17 protein-coding genes are annotated in these 17,124 nt (G+C 62.5%); 8 read left to right on the top strand and 9 right to left on the bottom strand.

What is annotated here, in order from left to right:
• Positions 1-23 precede the first annotated feature (23 nt).
• Genes C8264_RS10195 through C8264_RS10180 form a run of 4 tightly spaced genes read left to right on the top strand, consistent with a single transcriptional unit; the run spans position 24 to position 6,790 of the window.
• On the top strand, positions 24-818 hold the full coding sequence (locus C8264_RS10195) for an ABC transporter permease (RefSeq protein WP_108460883.1): 795 nt from the start codon (positions 24-26) through the stop codon (positions 816-818).
• Positions 815-2,035 carry an ABC transporter ATP-binding protein gene (locus tag C8264_RS10190; RefSeq protein WP_108460882.1) on the top strand — a complete coding sequence of 407 codons (1,221 nt, stop codon included), beginning with the start codon at positions 815-817 and terminating at the stop codon, positions 2,033-2,035. The genes C8264_RS10195 and C8264_RS10190 overlap by 4 nt, the downstream gene beginning before the upstream one ends.
• Positions 2,025-3,185 (top strand): class I SAM-dependent methyltransferase, encoded by a 1,161-nt coding sequence (locus C8264_RS10185; protein WP_108460881.1) that lies wholly within the window; start codon positions 2,025-2,027, stop codon positions 3,183-3,185. Before C8264_RS10190 ends, C8264_RS10185 begins: the two co-directional genes overlap by 11 nt.
• Positions 3,185-6,790 (top strand): glycosyltransferase, encoded by a 3,606-nt coding sequence (locus C8264_RS10180; protein ID WP_108460880.1) that lies wholly within the window; start codon positions 3,185-3,187, stop codon positions 6,788-6,790. Before C8264_RS10185 ends, C8264_RS10180 begins: the two co-directional genes overlap by 1 nt.
• Here the strand turns inward: C8264_RS10180 and C8264_RS22715 are convergent.
• Together C8264_RS22715 and C8264_RS10175 are read right to left on the bottom strand one after the other, a co-directional pair.
• Complete coding sequence (locus C8264_RS22715; RefSeq protein WP_205245661.1) at positions 6,787-7,020, bottom strand: glycosyltransferase; 234 nt, start codon at positions 7,018-7,020, stop codon at positions 6,787-6,789. The genes C8264_RS10180 and C8264_RS22715 overlap by 4 nt on opposite strands.
• The gene (locus C8264_RS10175) at positions 7,007-7,852 is read right to left on the bottom strand and encodes a glycosyltransferase (RefSeq protein ID WP_205245660.1); all 846 of its coding nucleotides are present in this window, start codon (positions 7,850-7,852) and stop codon (positions 7,007-7,009) included. Before C8264_RS10175 ends, C8264_RS22715 begins: the two co-directional genes overlap by 14 nt.
• A gap of 315 nt (positions 7,853-8,167) precedes the next feature.
• Here C8264_RS10175 and C8264_RS10170 point away from each other — a divergent pair, with 315 nt between their 5' ends.
• Positions 8,168-8,770: an alpha/beta hydrolase gene (locus tag C8264_RS10170; RefSeq protein ID WP_205245659.1), complete on the top strand. Its 603-nt coding sequence runs from the start codon at positions 8,168-8,170 to the stop codon at positions 8,768-8,770.
• An 81-nt stretch (positions 8,771-8,851) separates the two neighbouring features.
• Positions 8,852-9,889 (top strand): DUF3298 domain-containing protein, encoded by a 1,038-nt coding sequence (locus C8264_RS10165; RefSeq protein ID WP_108460879.1) that lies wholly within the window; start codon positions 8,852-8,854, stop codon positions 9,887-9,889.
• A 2-nt stretch (positions 9,890-9,891) separates the two neighbouring features.
• On the opposite strand, the gene C8264_RS10160 is transcribed toward C8264_RS10165, so the two are convergent.
• Together C8264_RS10160 and C8264_RS10155 are read right to left on the bottom strand one after the other, a co-directional pair.
• Positions 9,892-10,188, bottom strand: a complete 297-nt coding sequence (locus C8264_RS10160) for a GNAT family N-acetyltransferase (protein ID WP_108460878.1) — start codon at positions 10,186-10,188, stop codon at positions 9,892-9,894.
• 67 nt (positions 10,189-10,255) lie between these two features.
• Positions 10,256-10,597 (bottom strand): tetratricopeptide repeat protein, encoded by a 342-nt coding sequence (locus tag C8264_RS10155; RefSeq protein WP_108460877.1) that lies wholly within the window; start codon positions 10,595-10,597, stop codon positions 10,256-10,258.
• A gap of 431 nt (positions 10,598-11,028) precedes the next feature.
• On the opposite strand from C8264_RS10155, the gene C8264_RS10150 reads away from it, so the two are divergent.
• Complete coding sequence (locus C8264_RS10150; RefSeq protein WP_108460956.1) at positions 11,029-11,403, top strand: RidA family protein; 375 nt, start codon at positions 11,029-11,031, stop codon at positions 11,401-11,403.
• 184 nt (positions 11,404-11,587) lie between these two features.
• Here the strand turns inward: C8264_RS10150 and C8264_RS10145 are convergent, their stop codons facing one another.
• The 3 genes from C8264_RS10145 to C8264_RS10135 all read right to left on the bottom strand — a co-directional run bounded on the left by C8264_RS10145 (position 11,588) and on the right by C8264_RS10135 (position 13,714).
• Positions 11,588-12,439 carry a fumarylacetoacetate hydrolase family protein gene (locus tag C8264_RS10145; protein ID WP_108460876.1) on the bottom strand — a complete coding sequence of 284 codons (852 nt, stop codon included), beginning with the start codon at positions 12,437-12,439 and terminating at the stop codon, positions 11,588-11,590.
• 88 nt (positions 12,440-12,527) lie between these two features.
• Complete coding sequence (locus tag C8264_RS10140; RefSeq protein ID WP_108460875.1) at positions 12,528-12,962, bottom strand: RbsD/FucU family protein; 435 nt, start codon at positions 12,960-12,962, stop codon at positions 12,528-12,530.
• 14 nt (positions 12,963-12,976) lie between these two features.
• Complete coding sequence (locus C8264_RS10135) at positions 12,977-13,714, bottom strand: GntR family transcriptional regulator (protein WP_162783562.1); 738 nt, start codon at positions 13,712-13,714, stop codon at positions 12,977-12,979.
• A gap of 131 nt (positions 13,715-13,845) precedes the next feature.
• Between C8264_RS10135 and C8264_RS10130 the strand changes: the two genes are divergently transcribed.
• Positions 13,846-15,396: a UxaA family hydrolase gene (locus C8264_RS10130; RefSeq protein WP_245893048.1), complete on the top strand. Its 1,551-nt coding sequence runs from the start codon at positions 13,846-13,848 to the stop codon at positions 15,394-15,396.
• Between the two features lie 101 nt (positions 15,397-15,497).
• On the opposite strand, the gene C8264_RS10125 is transcribed toward C8264_RS10130, so the two are convergent.
• Together C8264_RS10125 and C8264_RS10120 are read right to left on the bottom strand one after the other, a co-directional pair.
• Positions 15,498-16,145, bottom strand: a complete 648-nt coding sequence (locus C8264_RS10125; protein ID WP_108460873.1) for a class I SAM-dependent methyltransferase — start codon at positions 16,143-16,145, stop codon at positions 15,498-15,500.
• The gene (locus C8264_RS10120) at positions 16,142-17,056 is read right to left on the bottom strand and encodes an SMP-30/gluconolactonase/LRE family protein (protein WP_108460872.1); all 915 of its coding nucleotides are present in this window, start codon (positions 17,054-17,056) and stop codon (positions 16,142-16,144) included. Before C8264_RS10120 ends, C8264_RS10125 begins: the two co-directional genes overlap by 4 nt.
• Between the last annotated feature and the right edge of the window lie 68 nt (positions 17,057-17,124).

Here is a 17,124-nt window from a genome sequence, read left to right as displayed (position 1 = left end):
CCTAACGATGCCGGTCGGCATTGATGCTCGGTTTACTACGCAGCTTGTGGAGCTTTCGCGCCTATGTCGCGAGTTCCATCCTTGCCGATTTCAAGACGCGCTTCGTCCGGAGCCGCCTGGGATTCGCCTGGGTCGTGCTCAATCCGCTGGCACAGGTCAGCATCTACGCCTTCATCCTCTCGGGCTTGATGGCGTCGCGCATCCCGGGCATCGACAACACCTTTGGCTACGCCATCTATCTGCTGTCCGGCCTCCTCGCCTGGAACCTCTTCTCCGAAATCGTCGACCGGCTGATGAAGGTGTTCATCGCCAACGCCAATGTCATCAAGAAGGTGCGTTTCCCGCGCATCGTCCTGCCTGTCATCGCCGTTGGCACCGCCCTCATCAACAACGCAGCGCTGTTAGTGGTCATGTGCGTGTTGTTTGCCCTGTTCGGTCATCCGATCACCCCGGCAATCCTGCTGGTCGTCCCTGCGGCCCTGCTGGTTTCGGCCTTTGCCGCCTGCATCGGCATGATCCTGGGCGTATTGAACGTCTTCATCCGCGATATCGAACAGGTCGTGCCCATCCTGCTGCAGGTGGTGTTCTGGTTCACCCCGATCATCTACCCGGTCAACATCATCCCCGAGCGCTTCCATAGCCTGCTCGAACTCAGCCCCATGTTCCACATCGTCGATAGCTACCACCGCCTGGTGGTCTACGCGCAGCCCCTGCAATGGAGCAGCGTGCTTTATATCGTCGTGCTGGTGCTCATCCTCTTGCCCCTCGCCATGTTCCTGTTCCGCCGGGCCAGCGCCGAAATGGTGGACGTGCTATGAGCGTGCTCAGGGTCGAGGGTCTCAGCAAGTCCTTCCGCAGCTATCGCCATGAATGGCACCGCATTGCGGGTTGGTTCGGTCTCAACATCGCGCCGGCCAAGGAAGTGCATGTGCTGCGTGGGCTCGATTTTTCCGTCGAGCGCGGCAGTGCCGTCGGCATCGTGGGCGAAAATGGCGCCGGCAAATCGACCCTCCTCAAGATCATCACCGGCACGCTGCAGCCCACAGCCGGGTCCGTCCATATCGATGGCCGGGTTGCCGCTATTCTCGAACTCGGCATGGGCTTCAATGGCGATCTGACCGGCCGCGAAAATGTCGTCAACACCGCCAGCATGATGGGTATCGGATCGGACGAAATCAGCGCGCTCATGCCCGGTATCGAAGAATTCGCCGGCATCAACGCCTATTTCGAGCAGCCCATGCGCACCTATTCGAGCGGCATGCAGATGCGTGTCGCCTTCGCCGTCGCAACTGCCCGCCGGCCCGAAATCCTGATCGTCGATGAAGCCCTTTCGGTCGGCGACGCCTATTTCCAGCACAAGAGTTTCAGCCGCATCCGTGAGTTCCAGAAGCAAGGCACCACGCTCCTCCTGGTCTCGCATGATCGAGCCTCCATCGTCAGCCTATGCGACCGCGTATTGCTGCTCTCGGATGGCAAGGTGCTGATGGACGGCCATCCGCAGGATGTGATGGATCTCTACAATGCGCTGATCGCTCGCAAGGAAGGCTATGAGGTCAAACAGGTCGTCCTGCCGGGCGGCCGCACCCAGACCACGTCGGGCACGGGCGAAGCCAGCATCGCCGCGGTGGAACTGCTGAACGCGGCCGGGGAGCGGATCGAAACGGTGTCCGTTGGCGAGCCCGTGACCCTGCGCGTCATGGCCGATATCCATCAGGATCTTCCCGAAATGGTCGTCGGCTACATGATTAGGGATCGCCTCGGCCAGCCGATCTTTGGCACCAATACCTTCCACCTCCAGCGCATTCTCGCGCCGCACAAAGGCGAGCGCATCCAATACAGCTTCAGCTTCCCCGCCAATCTGGGCATCGGCAATTACTCGCTGGCGATCTCGCTCCACAAGGGCGACGAACATGTGGCGGGCAACTACGAGTGGCGGGACCTCGCCTACGTCTTCACCGTCGTCAATCCAGCCCATTCCCCGTTCGTCGGAACTGCCTGGCTACCGCCAGAGCTGGAGGTGAGCCGTGCCGGTTGATCGCTTTTATCTCGAGTTCGAAGCCGCATTTCGTGGCGACCGTGCCGAAATCCTCATGCGCCTCGAAGTCTATGTCGGCTACCTCAAGCCCCTGCTCGGAATTTCATCCAGCCGCAGGGCGCTAGACCTGGGCTGCGGCCGGGGCGAATGGCTCGAACTGCTCGGCAGTCTCGGCTATGTCGCGCATGGCGTCGATCTCGATGCCGGCATGCTGGAGGACTGTTTCTCCCGAGGCCTGTCGGCAGAGCAGGGCGATGCCATCGCCTATCTCAAGGCGCAGCCAGACAACAGCATTGCCGTCGTTTCCGGCTTCCACATCGCCGAACACCTGCCATTCCCGGTGCTGCAGGAATTGATCGAGCATGCGCTCCGCGTGCTGGAGCCAGCGGGTCTGCTGATCCTCGAAACGCCGAACCCCGAAAACCTGCGCGTCGGCAGCATGACCTTTCACATGGACCCGACCCACAACAAGCCCCTGCCGCCGGGGCTCCTGTCGTTCCTCGCCCGCCACTATGGCTTTGAGCGCGCCCAGGTGCTGCGCCTCCAGGAGTCGGCAGCCCTGCGTGCGGCGCCCACTGCCTCCCTGGTCGATGTATTCCAGGGGGTAAGCCCTGACTACGCGGTTGTCGCGCAAAAGCACGCCGATCTCAGCGCCATGACGCACTTCGACAGCGCCTTTGCCGCCGATCGTGGCTTGACGCTCGAAACTCTCTCCGGGCGCTTCGAAGCCGGCATGACGCGGCGGGCAGATTTCGAGCGGCTGCAGGCCGATGTTGAGCGCTTGCGCGATCAACTCGATGAACGCCTCGACGCCATCCAGAACAGCACCTCATGGCGGGTTACCGCTCCCCTGCGCAAAGCCGGCCAATTGGTGCACTCGGCGCGCAGCGGAACACTGCGCCAGCGGGTCGTTGACCGGGTCCGGCCGGTTGCGCTTTCGGCCGCACTGGCAGTCCACAAGCGCCCCGCGCTGCGCAAGGCCGTCATCGCTTCCGTCCGCGCCGTGCCGGGGCTGGAGGGCCGCTTGCGTTCGATCATGGCCATGCGCCAGCGATCACAGGCCGGGTTGCAGCGCCGGCACGGTCCCTCGCAACTCACCCCGCGCGGGCAGGCCATCTACCAGAAACTGAAACAATTGCAGGACAGATAGTGCGCATCGTCATCGACTTGCAAGGAGCGCAGACCGAAAGCCGCTTCCGCGGCGTCGGCCGCTATACACTGTCCATCGCCAAGGCCATGTGCCGCGAAGCGGACGGGCACGAAATCATCCTGCTGCTCAACTCCGCCTTGCCCGACGCCATCCCATATCTGCGCGCCGAGTTTGCGGACTTGGTGCCGCCAGACAATTTGGTGGTGTTCAACGGCCTCTCGCAAAGCCGCCGCCAGCGTCCTGAAAACCAGTGGCGGCACGATACCGGCGCCCTGCTGCGCGAGGCGTTCATCGCCGGCCTTGAGGCCGACGCGGTGTTCATCCCCGGCTTCTTCGAAGGCTATGTCGATGACGCCACAGTCAGCGCCAGCCGGCTCTTTCCGGTACCGGTCATCGCCACGCTGCACGACCTCATCCCGCTCCTCAATGCCGAGCGCTATCTTGAGCATGACGCGGTGTTCAAGGCGTTCTACCTCGGCAAGATCGCCGAACTGAAATCCGTGCGAGCCCTCGCCGCCGTGTCCCAATCGGCTGCCGAAGAGGCCATCACCCTGCTCGGTTTCGACCGCGAGCGGATCGCCGACACATCGGAAGCCGCCGACGAGTTGTTCCGCCCGCTGTCGCTTTCCGGCGATCAGGTCCAGCAGCTACAGCAGCAATTCGGGCTCACCAAGCCCTATGTGCTTTATGCCGGCGGCGGCGATCCGCGCAAAAACCTGGAGCGGCTGGTGCAAGCCTTCGGGCAACTACCCGCAGCCTTGCGCAACCAGCATCAACTTCTCGTCGTCGGTCGCATGGGCGAGGGCGAGCGGGCAGCGCTGGAACTTGCCGCAGCTCAGCACGGTATCGCCCGGGGCGATCTGGTTTTCGCCGGTTACGTCCCTGACGGCGATCTGGTCCGGCTCTACAACACTTGCGCCGTTTTCGTCATGCCCTCGCTGCACGAAGGCTTTGGCTTGCCAGCCTTGGAGGCCATGCAGTCGGGCGCGCCCACCATCGGCTCGAATGTCTCCAGCCTGCCCGAAGTCATCGGGCTGGACGAAGCCATGTTCGATCCCCTGTCCGTCGCCGCAATCCGCGACCTGCTGCAACGCGTGCTTTCCGACCCTGACTTCCGGACACGCCTGATCCAGCACGGCCTTGCGCGTGCCGCGAAATTCTCCTGGGAAAGTTCCGCCCGACGCACCATCGATCTGATCGAGCGTAGCGTCTTAGCCACCACAACCACGCGAGACTGGTCCGCCTGGCCCCAATACGCCGAAAGTGTCGAGAACACTCTGTTAAGGGCAATCCCCTGTGGCGCTACTGACGCCGATCTGGCTGATGTGGCCCAGTCCATCGCCGACAACCGCAAACTGCTCGACGCCCGCAAGCGGCGCTTCGATCTGCCAGCCCGCCAGACCTGGCAATTGGAAGGACCATTCGACAGCTCCTACAGCCTCGCCATCGTCAACCGCGAACTGGCCCGCGCCATGATCGCCGAGGGCCACCACGTGTCCCTCCACTCCGCCGAAGGCGACGGCAGCTATCCCGCTCCCGCCGAATTCCTGGCCAGCGAGCCCACTCTCGCGCTGCACTTTGTCCAAAGCCCCGGCAGCACGCCCGGCGTTGTCTCGCGCAACCTTTATCCGCCCCGCGTCGCCGATAGTAACGGCCGCCTCAACTTCCTCCACAACTACGCATGGGAAGAAACCGGCTTCCCCCAGGATTGGGTCGATGATTTCAACGACCACCTGCAAGGCCTGACCGTCACCGCCGAGCACGTCAAGAAGGTGCTGGTCGACGCCGGCGTATCCGTACCCATCGAAGTGGTCGGCAATGGCGTCGACCACTGGCAGCGCATCACGGCGCAGCCATTCCCCCTCGCCGCCAAGCCCTTCCGGTTCCTCCACGTCTCCTCGGGCTTCCCTCGCAAGGGGCTCGACGTCCTGCTTGCCGCCTATGCCCAGGCCTTCACCAGCCACGACGACGTTTCGCTCGTCATCAAGACCTTCGACAACCCCCACAACACGGTCGACGCGCAGATCGAAACCCTGCGCCTTGAGCATCCCAATCTCGGCGATATCGTCGTCATCAAGCAGGACCTCTCCTCCGAACAGCTCAAGGGCCTCTACGAGCAGTGCCATGTGCTGGTCGCACCCAGCCGCGCCGAAGGTTTTGGATTGCCGCTGGCCGAAGCGATCCTCTCGGGTCTTCCGGTGCTGGCAACCGGCTGGAGCGGACAGCTGGATTTCCTCCGTGACGATCCACAAAGCCTCATCGATTTCGACTTTGCCACCGCCAAATCGCACCTGCCGGTGTTCGACAGTGTCTGGGCCGAGCCATCTGCGCACCAACTCGCCGAAAAGATGAAGCAAGCTCGCAGCGAAACGGAAGCACACCGCGCTGCACGCTTGCAGGCTTTGCAGGGCAAGCTTGGCGATTACACTTGGCAGGCAGTCGCCCGGCGCACCGCCGCCGCAGCCGCGAAAATCGCCGCCGCCCCGGTCGCTCAACCGGCCTCAATCGCCTGGGTCAGCACCTTCGCCGCCCGCTGCGGGATTGCCACCTACAGCCAGCACCTGATCGACACGATGACCGTCCCGGTCGAGATTTTCGCCGCCCAGGATGCGACCGCCATGGACGCCGAAGGCTACAATTTCCGCCGCTGCTGGAGCCAGGGAAGCCAGGATTTACAAGGGCTTACCCAGGCCGTCCTCTCCAGCCACGCCCAAGCGGTGGTCCTGCAATTCAACTACGGCTTCTTCGATTTCCCGGCCCTCAAACGCTTCCTGCAGGCGGTTCACGCCAGCGGGCGCACCCTGATCGTCGTGCTCCATTCCACCCGCGACCCCGCCCACGCCCCCGAAAAACGCCTCGCCGATCTCGTCCCCGAGCTCAAGCTCGCCGACCGCCTGCTGGTCCATTCGGTCGGCGATCTCAACCGCCTCAAGGCCTTGGGATTGCTGGATAATATCACCCTGTTTCCCCATGGCGTTCTGGACACTCCGGCCTTGGTCGTCACCCGATCATCCCGCGAAGAACCCATCATCGCCAGCTATGGCTTTTTCCTCCCCGACAAGGGCTTGCTCGAGCTGATCGAAGCCTTCGCCCTGCTGCGCGCCGATGGCTTCAAAGGCCGCTTGCGCATGGTCAATGCCGAATTTCCGGCCCCAGTTTCCGCCTCGATGATCCTTCAGTCGCGTCGCCTGATCCGCGAAAAGGGCCTGCAAAACGCCGTCGAACTGTACACCGATTTCCTCAGCGACGAGCAGAGCCTTGCCCTCCTCGCACCTGCCGAGATGGTAATCTATCCCTATCAAAACACAGCCGAATCTGCGAGCGGCGCCGTCCGCTATGGCCTCGCCAGCCGCTTGCCGGTGGTCACGTCACCCCGGCCGATTTTCGAGGATCTGGCCGGCGCCGTGTTCCAGCTGCCGGGCGTTTCCCCTCAGCAAATCGCCGAGGGTATTCAAACCGTCCTGCGCCAGTTGGCGAGCAACGATCCGGTGGTGACGCAAACTATGGCCCGCGCCGCCGCATGGCGGGAAAGCCACGTCTACGGCCGCCTCGGCCGCCGTTTGAGCAACATGATCAACGCCCTGGTGCGCGACCGGCAAGGCTAGCCGATCGCCGCCTTCATCCCCTCGATGAAGCGCGCCCGAGAAAACAATTCCGCGCGTGCCTCGCAGGCCGCACGCATCGCCAACGCCTTGTCAGGCCCCAGTTCCATCACTGCATGAGCGATGTCATCAGCCGAGAAGTCCGGCTGCAGCAGCGTGCCGGTCTGCCCATGCACGATCGTTTCCCGCAATCCGCCTTCCGCCACCCCGATCACCGGCTTACCGGCCGCCATGGATTCCACCTGGCGACATGCCGAAATCCTCGTCCACCGGCACATAGATGGTGGCGATTGCCCGGCCGATCAGCTCAGTCAGTTGCGCATCGCTGACCCAGCCCAGGAAGCTGATGTTCGGCGCGTCCTTGGCCAGTTCCTTCAGCCGCGGCAGGTCCTCGCCGGAGGAGGCGACCACCAGCTTGCGGTCCGGCATGGCGCAAAAGGCAGACACGATCTTGTCGACCCGCTTGAGCGGCGAAAGCCGGGCCGTCGAGAGGTAAAAGTCCCCCTGTTCGATCCACTTGAACGCCTCAAGATCACATGGCGGATAGACCAGCGTGGACGGTTTTCCCAGATATCGCGTGATCCGCTCCTGTACCGTGCGGGAGTTGGCAATAATCACATCCATGCGCTCGACAGCGGCTTCATAGCCGCGGCGGAACTGCTCCAGCGCCAGGCGCCGCGCCGGATCGCGCCCGGCGCGTTCGGCAAAATGATCCTTCTGGTCATAGATGAAGCGCGGCGGTGTATGGCAATAAAGAATGTTCCTGCCGCTTCCACGCTCCGGCGCGGCAAACGGCGCCGCCACGCCGCTATAGATGCGGGTGCCATAGTTACGGGATTGGCCACGCGCCAGGCGAAAGCGCATGGCCAGGGTCGCTGCCCGCAGGCCCGGCCGGCGCAGCGCCTCGGGCAGTGCCAGATCCGTGCGGCCATCCGGAAAGGCCGCTTCATCATAGCTTTCAGCGGTTCGATACCCGAACATGACGTCGGACCCAAGCGCCTCGGCCAGCGTCAGAACCAGCCGCTCACCGCCACCCCGAATGGCGAAATAGTCGTGAGCGATCACGGAGGCAGCTTTTGCTCCCGTGTCGCGGGCTTTCAACCCCGTCGGGGCTGGCGCGCGCGTCGTACGGGAGCGGAGTGGTTCGACCCTGAAGTCGCGGAAAATGGAGAACTGCATTTCCGGAGTTGGACATGGCGTCCGAAAAGCAGCAATTCGGTCAATAGCTTAGAGGAAAATACGTAGCCGACGAGACCCCACAGCCCACCCCACCGTTCAGCCACCGTTTCTTAATCAGCAACAGTGCGTGCCGCGGTGGCCGATTGCAGAGCCGGCGCTATGGGGCGATATCTGTGCCTGGACAAAATGGAGCCGGGCGCAATGACCAACTATCAATTCCGCGAGGGGCAGGGCGCCTCACCAACGGCCCCATTGTTCTTTGTTTTTCACGGCACCGGCGGGGACGAGAACCAGTTCTTTGATCTGGCCGGCCAATTGCTGCCCGGTGCCCACATCATCGCGCCGCGCGGCGATGTCAGCGAGGGCGGGGCGCTGCGCTATTTCAAGCGCACCGGCGAGGGCGTCTATGACATGGACGACCTCGCGCTGCGCACCAGTCAGATGATCGCCTTTGTCGAGAGCCACAAAACCTCTGGACGATCCGTCGTCGGCCTCGGCTATTCCAACGGCGCCAATATCCTGGCGTCGGTGCAGTTCGCCGCGCCCGACCTGTTCGACGCGACCATCCTGATGCACCCGCTGATCCCGTTCACTCCGCCCCAGGCCGACTTCACCGGCAAACGGGTCTTGATCACGGCGGGCCAGCGCGATCCGATGGCTTCGGCCCAAACGACGCAGTCCCTGCACGATTATTTCGCCAACAACGGCGCGACGGCCGAATTGCAATGGCACGCCGGTGGGCACGAATTGCGGCAGGAAGAGCTTCTGGCAGCCCAACGCTTCCTGCGTCCATTGCAGGGCTGAGCGCCTGCTGCGGTTGACGCGTGGAAATGAGGCTGTATCCCTGTTCTTCTGTTGCCCATCAGGTGCCTCAAGGAGAAATCCATGTCGATCATTCGCGTTCTGGCCGCCATTGCTACCATGTCCTTGGGCTCTATCCCGGCCATCGGGGCAAGTTTTGATTGCGGCAAGGCGGGAACGCCGTTCGAGCACGCCATCTGCGACGTGCCTGAGCTATCCCGAGCCGATGAAATCCTCGCCAAGGCTTTCGCAACCGCCACCGGCGGGCTGACGGAGCAATCGGTGACGATGATGCGGCAAGACCAGCGCGACTGGCTCAATTATGCCCGCCGCGTCTGCACCGATGACGCCCAGCCACTCACGACCGGTCGCTATGACGACGAGGCTGCTGCGTGCCTGCTCGACAAGTTCAATGGCCGCGTCGCTGCGCTCGAGCAAAGCCGAATGATCACCGGCCACCGCTTCCTGATCACATCCAGCTATGAAGCAATGCCGGACCCAGACGAGGTGGGCAATCCGGATTCATACTGGAAAGTGGCCAGTTATGAATCGGTGCGGCCCTTGCTCGATGCCGATGATCCGCTGGCCGAACAGTTCAACGCCTTCGTCACAGAGCAGGCGGATGGCGCCGAGGCCAACCAGGAGGGCGATCTAGCCGCGCGCGACGGGCGGGCCGACCATACTGGCAAAGTCGAGATCCAGGAGGTCGTTGGAAACAAGCGGATCAGCATGATGGAAACCAGCTACTATTTTCCTCATGGCGCTGCGCATGGCGGCTCCATGATTACCTATCTTCACTATCTGGTGGACGAAGGGCGTGGCCTTGTCGCCAGCGATATCTTCGCCGGCGCCGATTGGGAAAAGCGCCTCGCAGACCTGGCCTGGGCGCAGTTGCAGGCCGAGCACCAGGAATGGCTACAGGTGGAAAGTGTGGCTGATATCGCCGAGATCGTGGTTGATCCGGCGCGCTGGAGCTTCTCGGATGATTACGGGCTCACCATCCAGTTCAACCAGTATGAAGTCGCCGCCTATGCCTATGGCGCGCCAACCATAACCATCGCATGGGACAGGCTGAGCGGGATTACGAGCGATATGCAGTCAGCGATTTCAAGTGGCCTTTAGCATCAGCCGCGCAGATCGGCCCATTCGGGGTGGCGGCGAAACTGGGCGACGACATAGGAGCAGACCGGATTGATCTTGAAGCCCTGCTTCCGCGCATCCTCGATTGCCTTGTTGACGAGCTTGGCCGCGATGCCGCGGCCTTCGAAGGCAGGCGGAACGCCGGTATGATCGATGATTATGGTGTTGTTGTCGCCCTTGCGGAAGGTCATCTCGGCCTCTGCGTCGGGTGACAGGGTGATGAAATAGCGCCCACGGGTGGGTCCGTCTTCACGTTCGACCGTCATTTCGTTGTCGTTCATCGTGTTGTCCCATCACTGTCCATGCCCGGATATGGGCGCCGGACTGCCCGGCGGCAAGGCTTGCCGCTCAGATTGCGATCATGTCCTTGAGTTCAGGAAACAGCGCGCGTTCAACCAGAAACGGGTGGATGGCCAGGGCCGCGATCATGTCCTGCAGCGCCAGGTCCTGCTTGCCTTGCGTCTTGTAGATCACGGCGCGGCCGGCCAGGGCGCCGAAATGGCGCGGCTCGAATTCAAGCACCTTGGCGATATTGGCCAGCGATTGCTCGTAATTGCCCAACAGAAAATAGACCGTGGCCCGCTGGTTCCAGGCCTCGGCATAGCCGGGATAGTCCACCACCAATTGATCGAGCAGCGCAAGGATTGCCGGAAAATCACCGGTCTGGCGCAAGGCGATAATATCGCCCATCCGCCGTGCGAGTTCAGGGTCCGGCGGGTTCAGCCAAAGAATCCAAATGGCGTCGGCCGCGGCTTGGGCCGCTTGTTCGGTCTGCGCTGTCTTGAGGGCGACAAATGCCTCATCGAGGCGAGGCGAGGCAAATTGGCTTTAGGCCTGCGCAACTGGCAACAAGCCGGCACTGCCCGAAATGGCGAACAGCAGGGCGAAGATCAGCCGGGAGCGCGCTGCGACAGTCATGATGCCCCAGACTGATCCTTTTTGCGCCGCCCCGCAAGGTCGCTATGCGGCTGGGATCGGCGTCCCGGGGCCGATCATCAAAGCGCCCCGCATGCCCTTTGGTGTGGGCAACATGCCGCGGTGATTGACTTATGCGGTCAGCCGGGCCGAGGCTCATGTCCTTGTCGCAATGGAGTGAATACATGAGCCAGCTTCTTCATCACATGATCGCATCCGGCCCCCGGCCCGTGGCGCCGTTTTCGCATGCGGTGGAGGCGGATGGCTGGTTGTTCGTGACCGGACAAATGCCGACCGACCCGGCAGCCCCCGATGCAGCGCTGCCACAAGGCATCGAGGCACAGACGCGTCGCGTGGTGGAAAACCTCAAACTGGTGCTGGCCGGTACGGGGCTCGGTCTCGAACACGTCACCATGGTGCGGATCTACCTGACGCAGTTCGAACGCGACTACGCCGCGCTCAATGCGCTGTGGCCCAGTTTCTTTGAGGCTGGGAAACTACCGGCACGCACGACGATTGGGGTCACAGCATTGGCTGTTGGAGCGCTAGTGGAGATCGATCTGGTGGCGAAAAGGCCGTAGGGACTTTCTTACCGGCGTCGCAGTCGATCACCCTCCCCCTTTGCGGGGAGGGAAGCGAGATAGGACTTAGCCCTTCGCGAAGTCGGTCATCGAGCAGGGTGGGGGTATGAGAGCCCCGATATCGCGGCCAAACCACCCCCACCCTTGATCCCTCCCCGCAAGGGGGAGGGTGTCGACTGATAGACTAAGCCCCATACGCCTTCACATTCTGCTGCTGCTCGCCCAGGCCTTCGATCCCCAGCTTCATCACATTGCCGGGCTTGAGCCACACCGGCTCCGGCTTGATGCCCATGCCGACGCCGGGCGGGGTGCCGGTGGAGATGATGTCGCCGGGCTGCAGGCTCATGAACTGGCTGACGTAGGACACCACATGGGCAACGCCGAAAATCATGGTCTTGGTCGAGCCGTTCTGGAAGCGGCGTCCGTCCACGTCGAGCCACATTGACAGGTTCTGCGGGTCGGCAACTTCGTCCCGCGTCACCAGCCATGGCCCGATGGGGCCGAAAGTGTCGCTGCCCTTGCCCTTGTCCCAGGTGCCGCCGCGCTCGGTCTGGAAGTGACGCTCGCTCACATCGTTGACCACGCAATAGCCGGCCACATAATTCATCGCGTCCGCTTCATCGACATAGCGCGCCTCGGTGCCGATCACGACGCCAAGTTCGACTTCCCAATCCGGCTTGATCGAATTCTTGGGGATGATCACATCATCATTGGGGCCGATAATGGCGCTGGTGGCCTTCATGAAGATGATCGGCTCGGCCGGGATTGCTGCGCCGGTTTCGGCTGCATGGTCGGCATAGTTGAGCCCGATGCAGATGAACTTGCCCACATTGGCGACGCAGGGTCCGATGCGCTGTCCCTCGTCCAGCTTGGGCAATACACCGATATCGGTGCCGCGGATGCGCGCCAGCCCTTCGGGCGTCAGCGTCTGGCCGCCGATATCGCCAACAATGCCGGTCAGGTCGCGAATGGACCCGTCTTCGGCCAGGATTGCCGGCTTTTCCGCGCCCTTGGCGCCCACACGCAGCAGTTTCATCGATCAATACTCCCTTAATCTTTCCCGAGCCTTAGCCGCTAACATGTCAGTGTGTCGAGGCCGACACAGGCCTGATCGGTTCGGTGCCTCAACCCTGCGGCCGAATAACGCCCTTCTTGAGCAGGATATTGCCATAGAGCCGCCGCTCCCCGGACTGCACGATGGCGTAGCCCTTGGCCACGCGCTCATAGAAGGCAAACCGCTCCAGGGAGGCCAGCTTCATGCCGGGCTCATGCTTCGTAATGATCGCATCGAACTCATCCATCACCGGTTCGCGCTGGCTGGCATTGCCCACCACCTGCATGCAGATGGCTGCTTCATCGACGAAATCATCGAGCGGCATCAGCGTCAGGATGGCGTCGAGCACATCGGTCGCACTGACCCCATCGAGCCGCACCAGCACCGGCCCCGCGCCATCGGCCGGATAATTGGCATCGACGATGGCAATTTCGTCCCCATGCCCCATGGCGCGCAGAATGGCGAGCAGATCGGGTCCAAGGATGGGCGGAATGTTCTTGAGCATTTGGGCCGGCCTCCTCAGCCGAAGGGAAACGAGTCGCGGTCGAGCGTGTCGCCGTCGTCGAACAGGTCAGGATGCTCGCGGGCGAAGGCGAACAATTCCACCATCACCGCGTCGATATGGGCGCGAATGGCGCGGATTGCCTGCTCCTGATCTTGCGCCAGAATGCCGTCGAAGATCGCCTGGTGTTCGGCAATGGTCAGCGCCAGCCGGCGCGGCGTGATGATCAGCCGGCGGGCGCGATCCAGATTTGCCCGCGCTGAATCGATGATCCCCTTGATCTTGGTGAAGCGCATCGAGCGGAAGATGATGTCGTGGAAATCGATATCCACCTGGTGAAAGCTTTCTGCGTCGTCGCGCTCGGCGGCCTCGCGCTGCAGGGCCATGTTGGCATGAAGCGCCGCCGTGAGTTCGGCATCGTGGCTGCCGATCAGGACGCGCAGGGCTTCCGATTCCAGCCCCTTGCGGATCAGCATGTATTCACGCACATCGGCGATCCGCACCAGCGATACGGTCGAGCCGCGCTGCGGCGCGATATCCACCAGCCCCTCGATCTGCAGCCGCCCCAGCGCTTCGCTCACCGGAAAGCGCGAGACGCCCAGCTCGTTGCAGATCAGCGTCTTGTCGATCATGCTGCCCGGGGCAAGGTCCAGCCGCACGATGGCGTCGCGGATCACGGCGGTGACTTCGGCCGTGACATTGCCGCGCGTCAGGGCCGCCGGGCGCTGGAGAAAAGAATAGGGACTTGCTGCCATTCTCATGCTAACATGTTAGTTAGAGCCGTGGTGCTTTACAACGACGTTTCCTGCCGATTGCCGCGCGCAATCTGGCCGGTATCGCGGACCGGGTAAAGCGAAGTTGAGACCCGTCCCCCGAAAGCTGCCCTATGTCCGAAACCATGATCCGCCCCGAGGCCCGCACATTGGTGCTCAACAGCGCCGATAATATCGCCGTGGCCCTCGCCAATCTCGATGTCGGCACGCCAACGCCGCAAGGCGTCGCGATCGTTCGCCGCGTTCCCAAGGGGCATAAATTTGCCACCCGCCCGATCACGCCGGGCGAGGCGATCCTCAAATTCGGGCAGATCATCGGCTTTGCCTCGGAGGCCATTCCGCCGGGCGATTGGGTGCATGAGCACAATTGCGGCATGGGTGGCGCCGACGGCACGCTCAAGCACGACTATGCCTTCACCGAAGGCGCCATTCCGCCCGACATGATCCCGCTCGAGCAGCGCGCAACCTTCCAGGGCTATCGCCGCGCCAATGGCAAGGTGGGCACCCGCAATTATATCGGCATCCTGACCTCGGTGAACTGCTCGGCCACCGTCGCCAAATTCGTTGCCGACGCGGTGAACCGTTCCGGCATTCTCGACGACTATCCCGAGATCGATGGCGTCGTGCCGTTCGTGCATGGCACGGGCTGCGGCATGGAATCGCGCGGCGAGGGCTTCGATATCCTCAAGCGCACCCAATGGGGCTATACGTCCAACCCCAATCTGGGCGCAGCGCTCTTGGTGGGCCTGGGCTGCGAAGTGTTCCAGATCGGCCGCATGAAGGAAATCTACGGCATTTCCGAAGGCGAAACCTTCCAGTCAATGACCATCCAGGAGCGTGGCGGCACGCGCAAGATGATCGAGTGGGGTGTCGAGAAGGTCAAGGAGATGCTCCCCATCGCCGCTGCGGCGCGGCGCGAAACGGTTGACGCGTCCCACCTGACGCTGGCGCTGCAATGCGGTGGCTCCGATGGCTATTCCGGCATCACCGCCAATCCGGCGCTCGGTTATGCCGCCGATATTCTCGTGCGCAATGGCGGCACCGCCATCCTGTCGGAAACACCCGAAATCTACGGCGCCGAACACCTGCTGACCCGCCGCGCCGTGTCCCGCGAAGTGGGCGAAAAGCTCATCTCCCGCATCCATTGGTGGGAAGATTACACCCAGCGCAACCATGGCGAGATGAACAACAATCCCTCACCCGGCAACAAGCTGGGCGGGCTGACGACAATCCTTGAAAAGTCCCTTGGCGCCGCGGCCAAGGGCGGCACCACCCCGCTCACCGCCGTCTACGAATATGCCGAGCCAGTGACCGAAAAGGGCTTCGTCTTCATGGACACCCCCGGCTTTGATCCGGTTTCGGCAACGGGCCAGGTGGCTGGCGGCGCCAATATCCTGGCCTTCACCACCGGCCGGGGCTCCGCCTATGGCTGCAAGCCCGTGCCATCGATGAAGCTGGCCACCAATTCGGACATGTATGCCCGCATGACCGACGACATGGACATCAATTGCGGCGACATCGTCGAAGGCGTCTCCATCGAAGACAAGGGCCAGCAGATCTTCGACATGCTGATCGAAATCGCCTCGGGTAAGCACACCAAGTCTGAAGATCTGGGCTATGGCGACAACGAGTTCGTGCCCTGGCAGGTCGGGGCGACGATGTAGGTTGGCGGGTCTGCTACCTGTCCACCACACACTCGATGTCACCCCGGCGCAGGCCGGGGGCCATCCTGAGCTGCGCCTTGAGACCTCGTGGTTCGACAACCTCAGGATGAGGTCTGTTGGTGGGTCAAAGCGTAAACCCGTCCGACCCGCTCCGTATTTGTCCGCGTGTCTCCCACATCGCCGACCGGATAGGCTGCAATCTCGGTTAGCCAGTCCAAGGGCAAATCCCGCCGATCCGGGTCGCCGACCAACACGCTCAGTCCCGCCCTCGCACATCGCTCCAGAAACGGCAGCATCTGCACCGCGACCTCGGCATTATAAAACACGTCCCCCGCCGCAATCACGTCGATCCCGCCTGGCGGCTCCCCCGCCAGATCAACATCGATCAGTTCCACCGCCACCCCATTGGCCTCCGCATTGAGCCCTATCGCCGCCCGCCCATGCGGATCGATCTCGGCCGCGAACGCCGTCGCGCCCACCTGCGCCGCCGCAATGGCCACCAGCCCCGATCCAGCACCCAGATCCAGCACGCGTTTGCCCCGCACCACCCCCGGCTCACGCCGAAAATGCTGCGCCAACGCCAGCCCGCCGGCCCACTGATACGCCCAATAAGGTGGCGGAGCGTCCTCGTCGTCCGCCAACCGCGAGAGCCGGCTACCCGAATGTGCGGTGTAAAGCCGAATGCCGGATAGTCCCGGCACCGGCTCCAATCGCAGGTTGGCCTTTATGAACGCGGCAGCATCGCTCAAGGGCGCTGCAGGCCAGTCGCCGTCACATAGATCGACATCAAATGCTGGCTGGCTGTGATGAACAGCCGATTGCGCCGCGCCCCGCCAAAGGCGACATTGGATGTCGCGTGCCCCGTCTTGATGCGGCCCAGCAAATTCCCGCCCGGATCATAAACATTCACCCCCGGCCCGGCGCTGGTCCAGATATTGCCATCGGTGTCGAGCCTGAAGCCGTCCGACGAACCATTGTCGAGCACGGTGAACACCCCGGGATTGCCCAGCTTCGCACCATTCACACTGAACTGGCGGATATGGGTGGGCACATCGGGATCGTGGCTGCGTCCGGTATCAGACACATAAAGGATGCTTTCGTCGGGCGAAAAAGCCAGCCCGTTCGGCTTGGCAAAATCGTCGGCCACCACGGTCAACGAACCATCTGCCGGATCGAAGCGGTAGACATGGCATCCGGGCTGCTCGGGCTCGGATTTATAGCCCTCATAGTCTGACAAAATGCCGTAGGTCGGATCGGTGAACCAGATCGTGCCGTCGGATTTGACCACGACATCATTGGGCGAATTGAGCCGCTTGCCGTTGTAGCTGTCGACCAGCGTGGTGATGGTGCCATCGAGTTCGGTGCGCAACACCGCCCGCGCCCCATGCGAGCACGACACCAGCCGCCCCTCGCGGTCGCGCGTATTGCCGTTGATGTAGTTCGATGGCGCCCGGAAGGTGGAAACCCCCACCTCCGGAATATAGCGCAGCAGCCGGTTATTGGGGATGTCGCTCCACACCAGATACCCGCCATCGCCGAACCACACCGGCCCCTCCGCCCAACGGCAATCCTCATGCAGCACCTCAAGCACCGCCGACCCAATGGTCAGCCGCTTGAACTTCTGATCGATGATTTCCAGCGCCGCGCCACCCTGAGCCATGCCGGTTCCTCCTGTTTTCCGCATATGAATCGATGGCAGAGCGTGCGGCAAGGGGGTGCTGGATTTAT

The sequence above is a fragment of the Devosia naphthalenivorans genome (genome assembly GCF_003056355.1).
In the GTDB taxonomy this organism is placed as follows: Bacteria; Pseudomonadota; Alphaproteobacteria; order Rhizobiales; family Devosiaceae; genus Devosia; species Devosia naphthalenivorans.
Note: the sequence above shows the minus strand (reverse complement) of the source record. Positions and strands in the feature narration are given on the sequence as shown.

Excerpts from the sequence above, each read along its gene's own strand:
- C8264_RS10195 (WP_108460883.1), top strand. The coding sequence starts at position 24 with ATGCTCGGTTTACTACGCAGCTTGTGGAGCTTTCGCGCCTATGTCGCG.
- C8264_RS10190 (WP_108460882.1), top strand. The coding sequence starts at position 815 with ATGAGCGTGCTCAGGGTCGAGGGTCTCAGCAAGTCCTTCCGCAGCTAT.
- C8264_RS22715 (WP_205245661.1), bottom strand. The coding sequence starts at position 7,020 with ATGGCGGCCGGTAAGCCGGTGATCGGGGTGGCGGAAGGCGGATTGCGG.
- C8264_RS10170 (WP_205245659.1), top strand. The coding sequence starts at position 8,168 with ATGACCAACTATCAATTCCGCGAGGGGCAGGGCGCCTCACCAACGGCC.
- C8264_RS10165 (WP_108460879.1), top strand. The coding sequence starts at position 8,852 with ATGTCGATCATTCGCGTTCTGGCCGCCATTGCTACCATGTCCTTGGGC.
- C8264_RS10160 (WP_108460878.1), bottom strand. The coding sequence starts at position 10,188 with ATGAACGACAACGAAATGACGGTCGAACGTGAAGACGGACCCACCCGT.
- C8264_RS10155 (WP_108460877.1), bottom strand. The coding sequence starts at position 10,597 with ATGGGCGATATTATCGCCTTGCGCCAGACCGGTGATTTTCCGGCAATC.
- C8264_RS10150 (WP_108460956.1), top strand. The coding sequence starts at position 11,029 with ATGATCGCATCCGGCCCCCGGCCCGTGGCGCCGTTTTCGCATGCGGTG.
- C8264_RS10145 (WP_108460876.1), bottom strand. The coding sequence starts at position 12,439 with ATGAAACTGCTGCGTGTGGGCGCCAAGGGCGCGGAAAAGCCGGCAATC.
- C8264_RS10140 (WP_108460875.1), bottom strand. The coding sequence starts at position 12,962 with ATGCTCAAGAACATTCCGCCCATCCTTGGACCCGATCTGCTCGCCATT.
- C8264_RS10135 (WP_162783562.1), bottom strand. The coding sequence starts at position 13,714 with ATGGCAGCAAGTCCCTATTCTTTTCTCCAGCGCCCGGCGGCCCTGACG.
- C8264_RS10130 (WP_245893048.1), top strand. The coding sequence starts at position 13,846 with ATGTCCGAAACCATGATCCGCCCCGAGGCCCGCACATTGGTGCTCAAC.
- C8264_RS10120 (WP_108460872.1), bottom strand. The coding sequence starts at position 17,056 with ATGGCTCAGGGTGGCGCGGCGCTGGAAATCATCGATCAGAAGTTCAAG.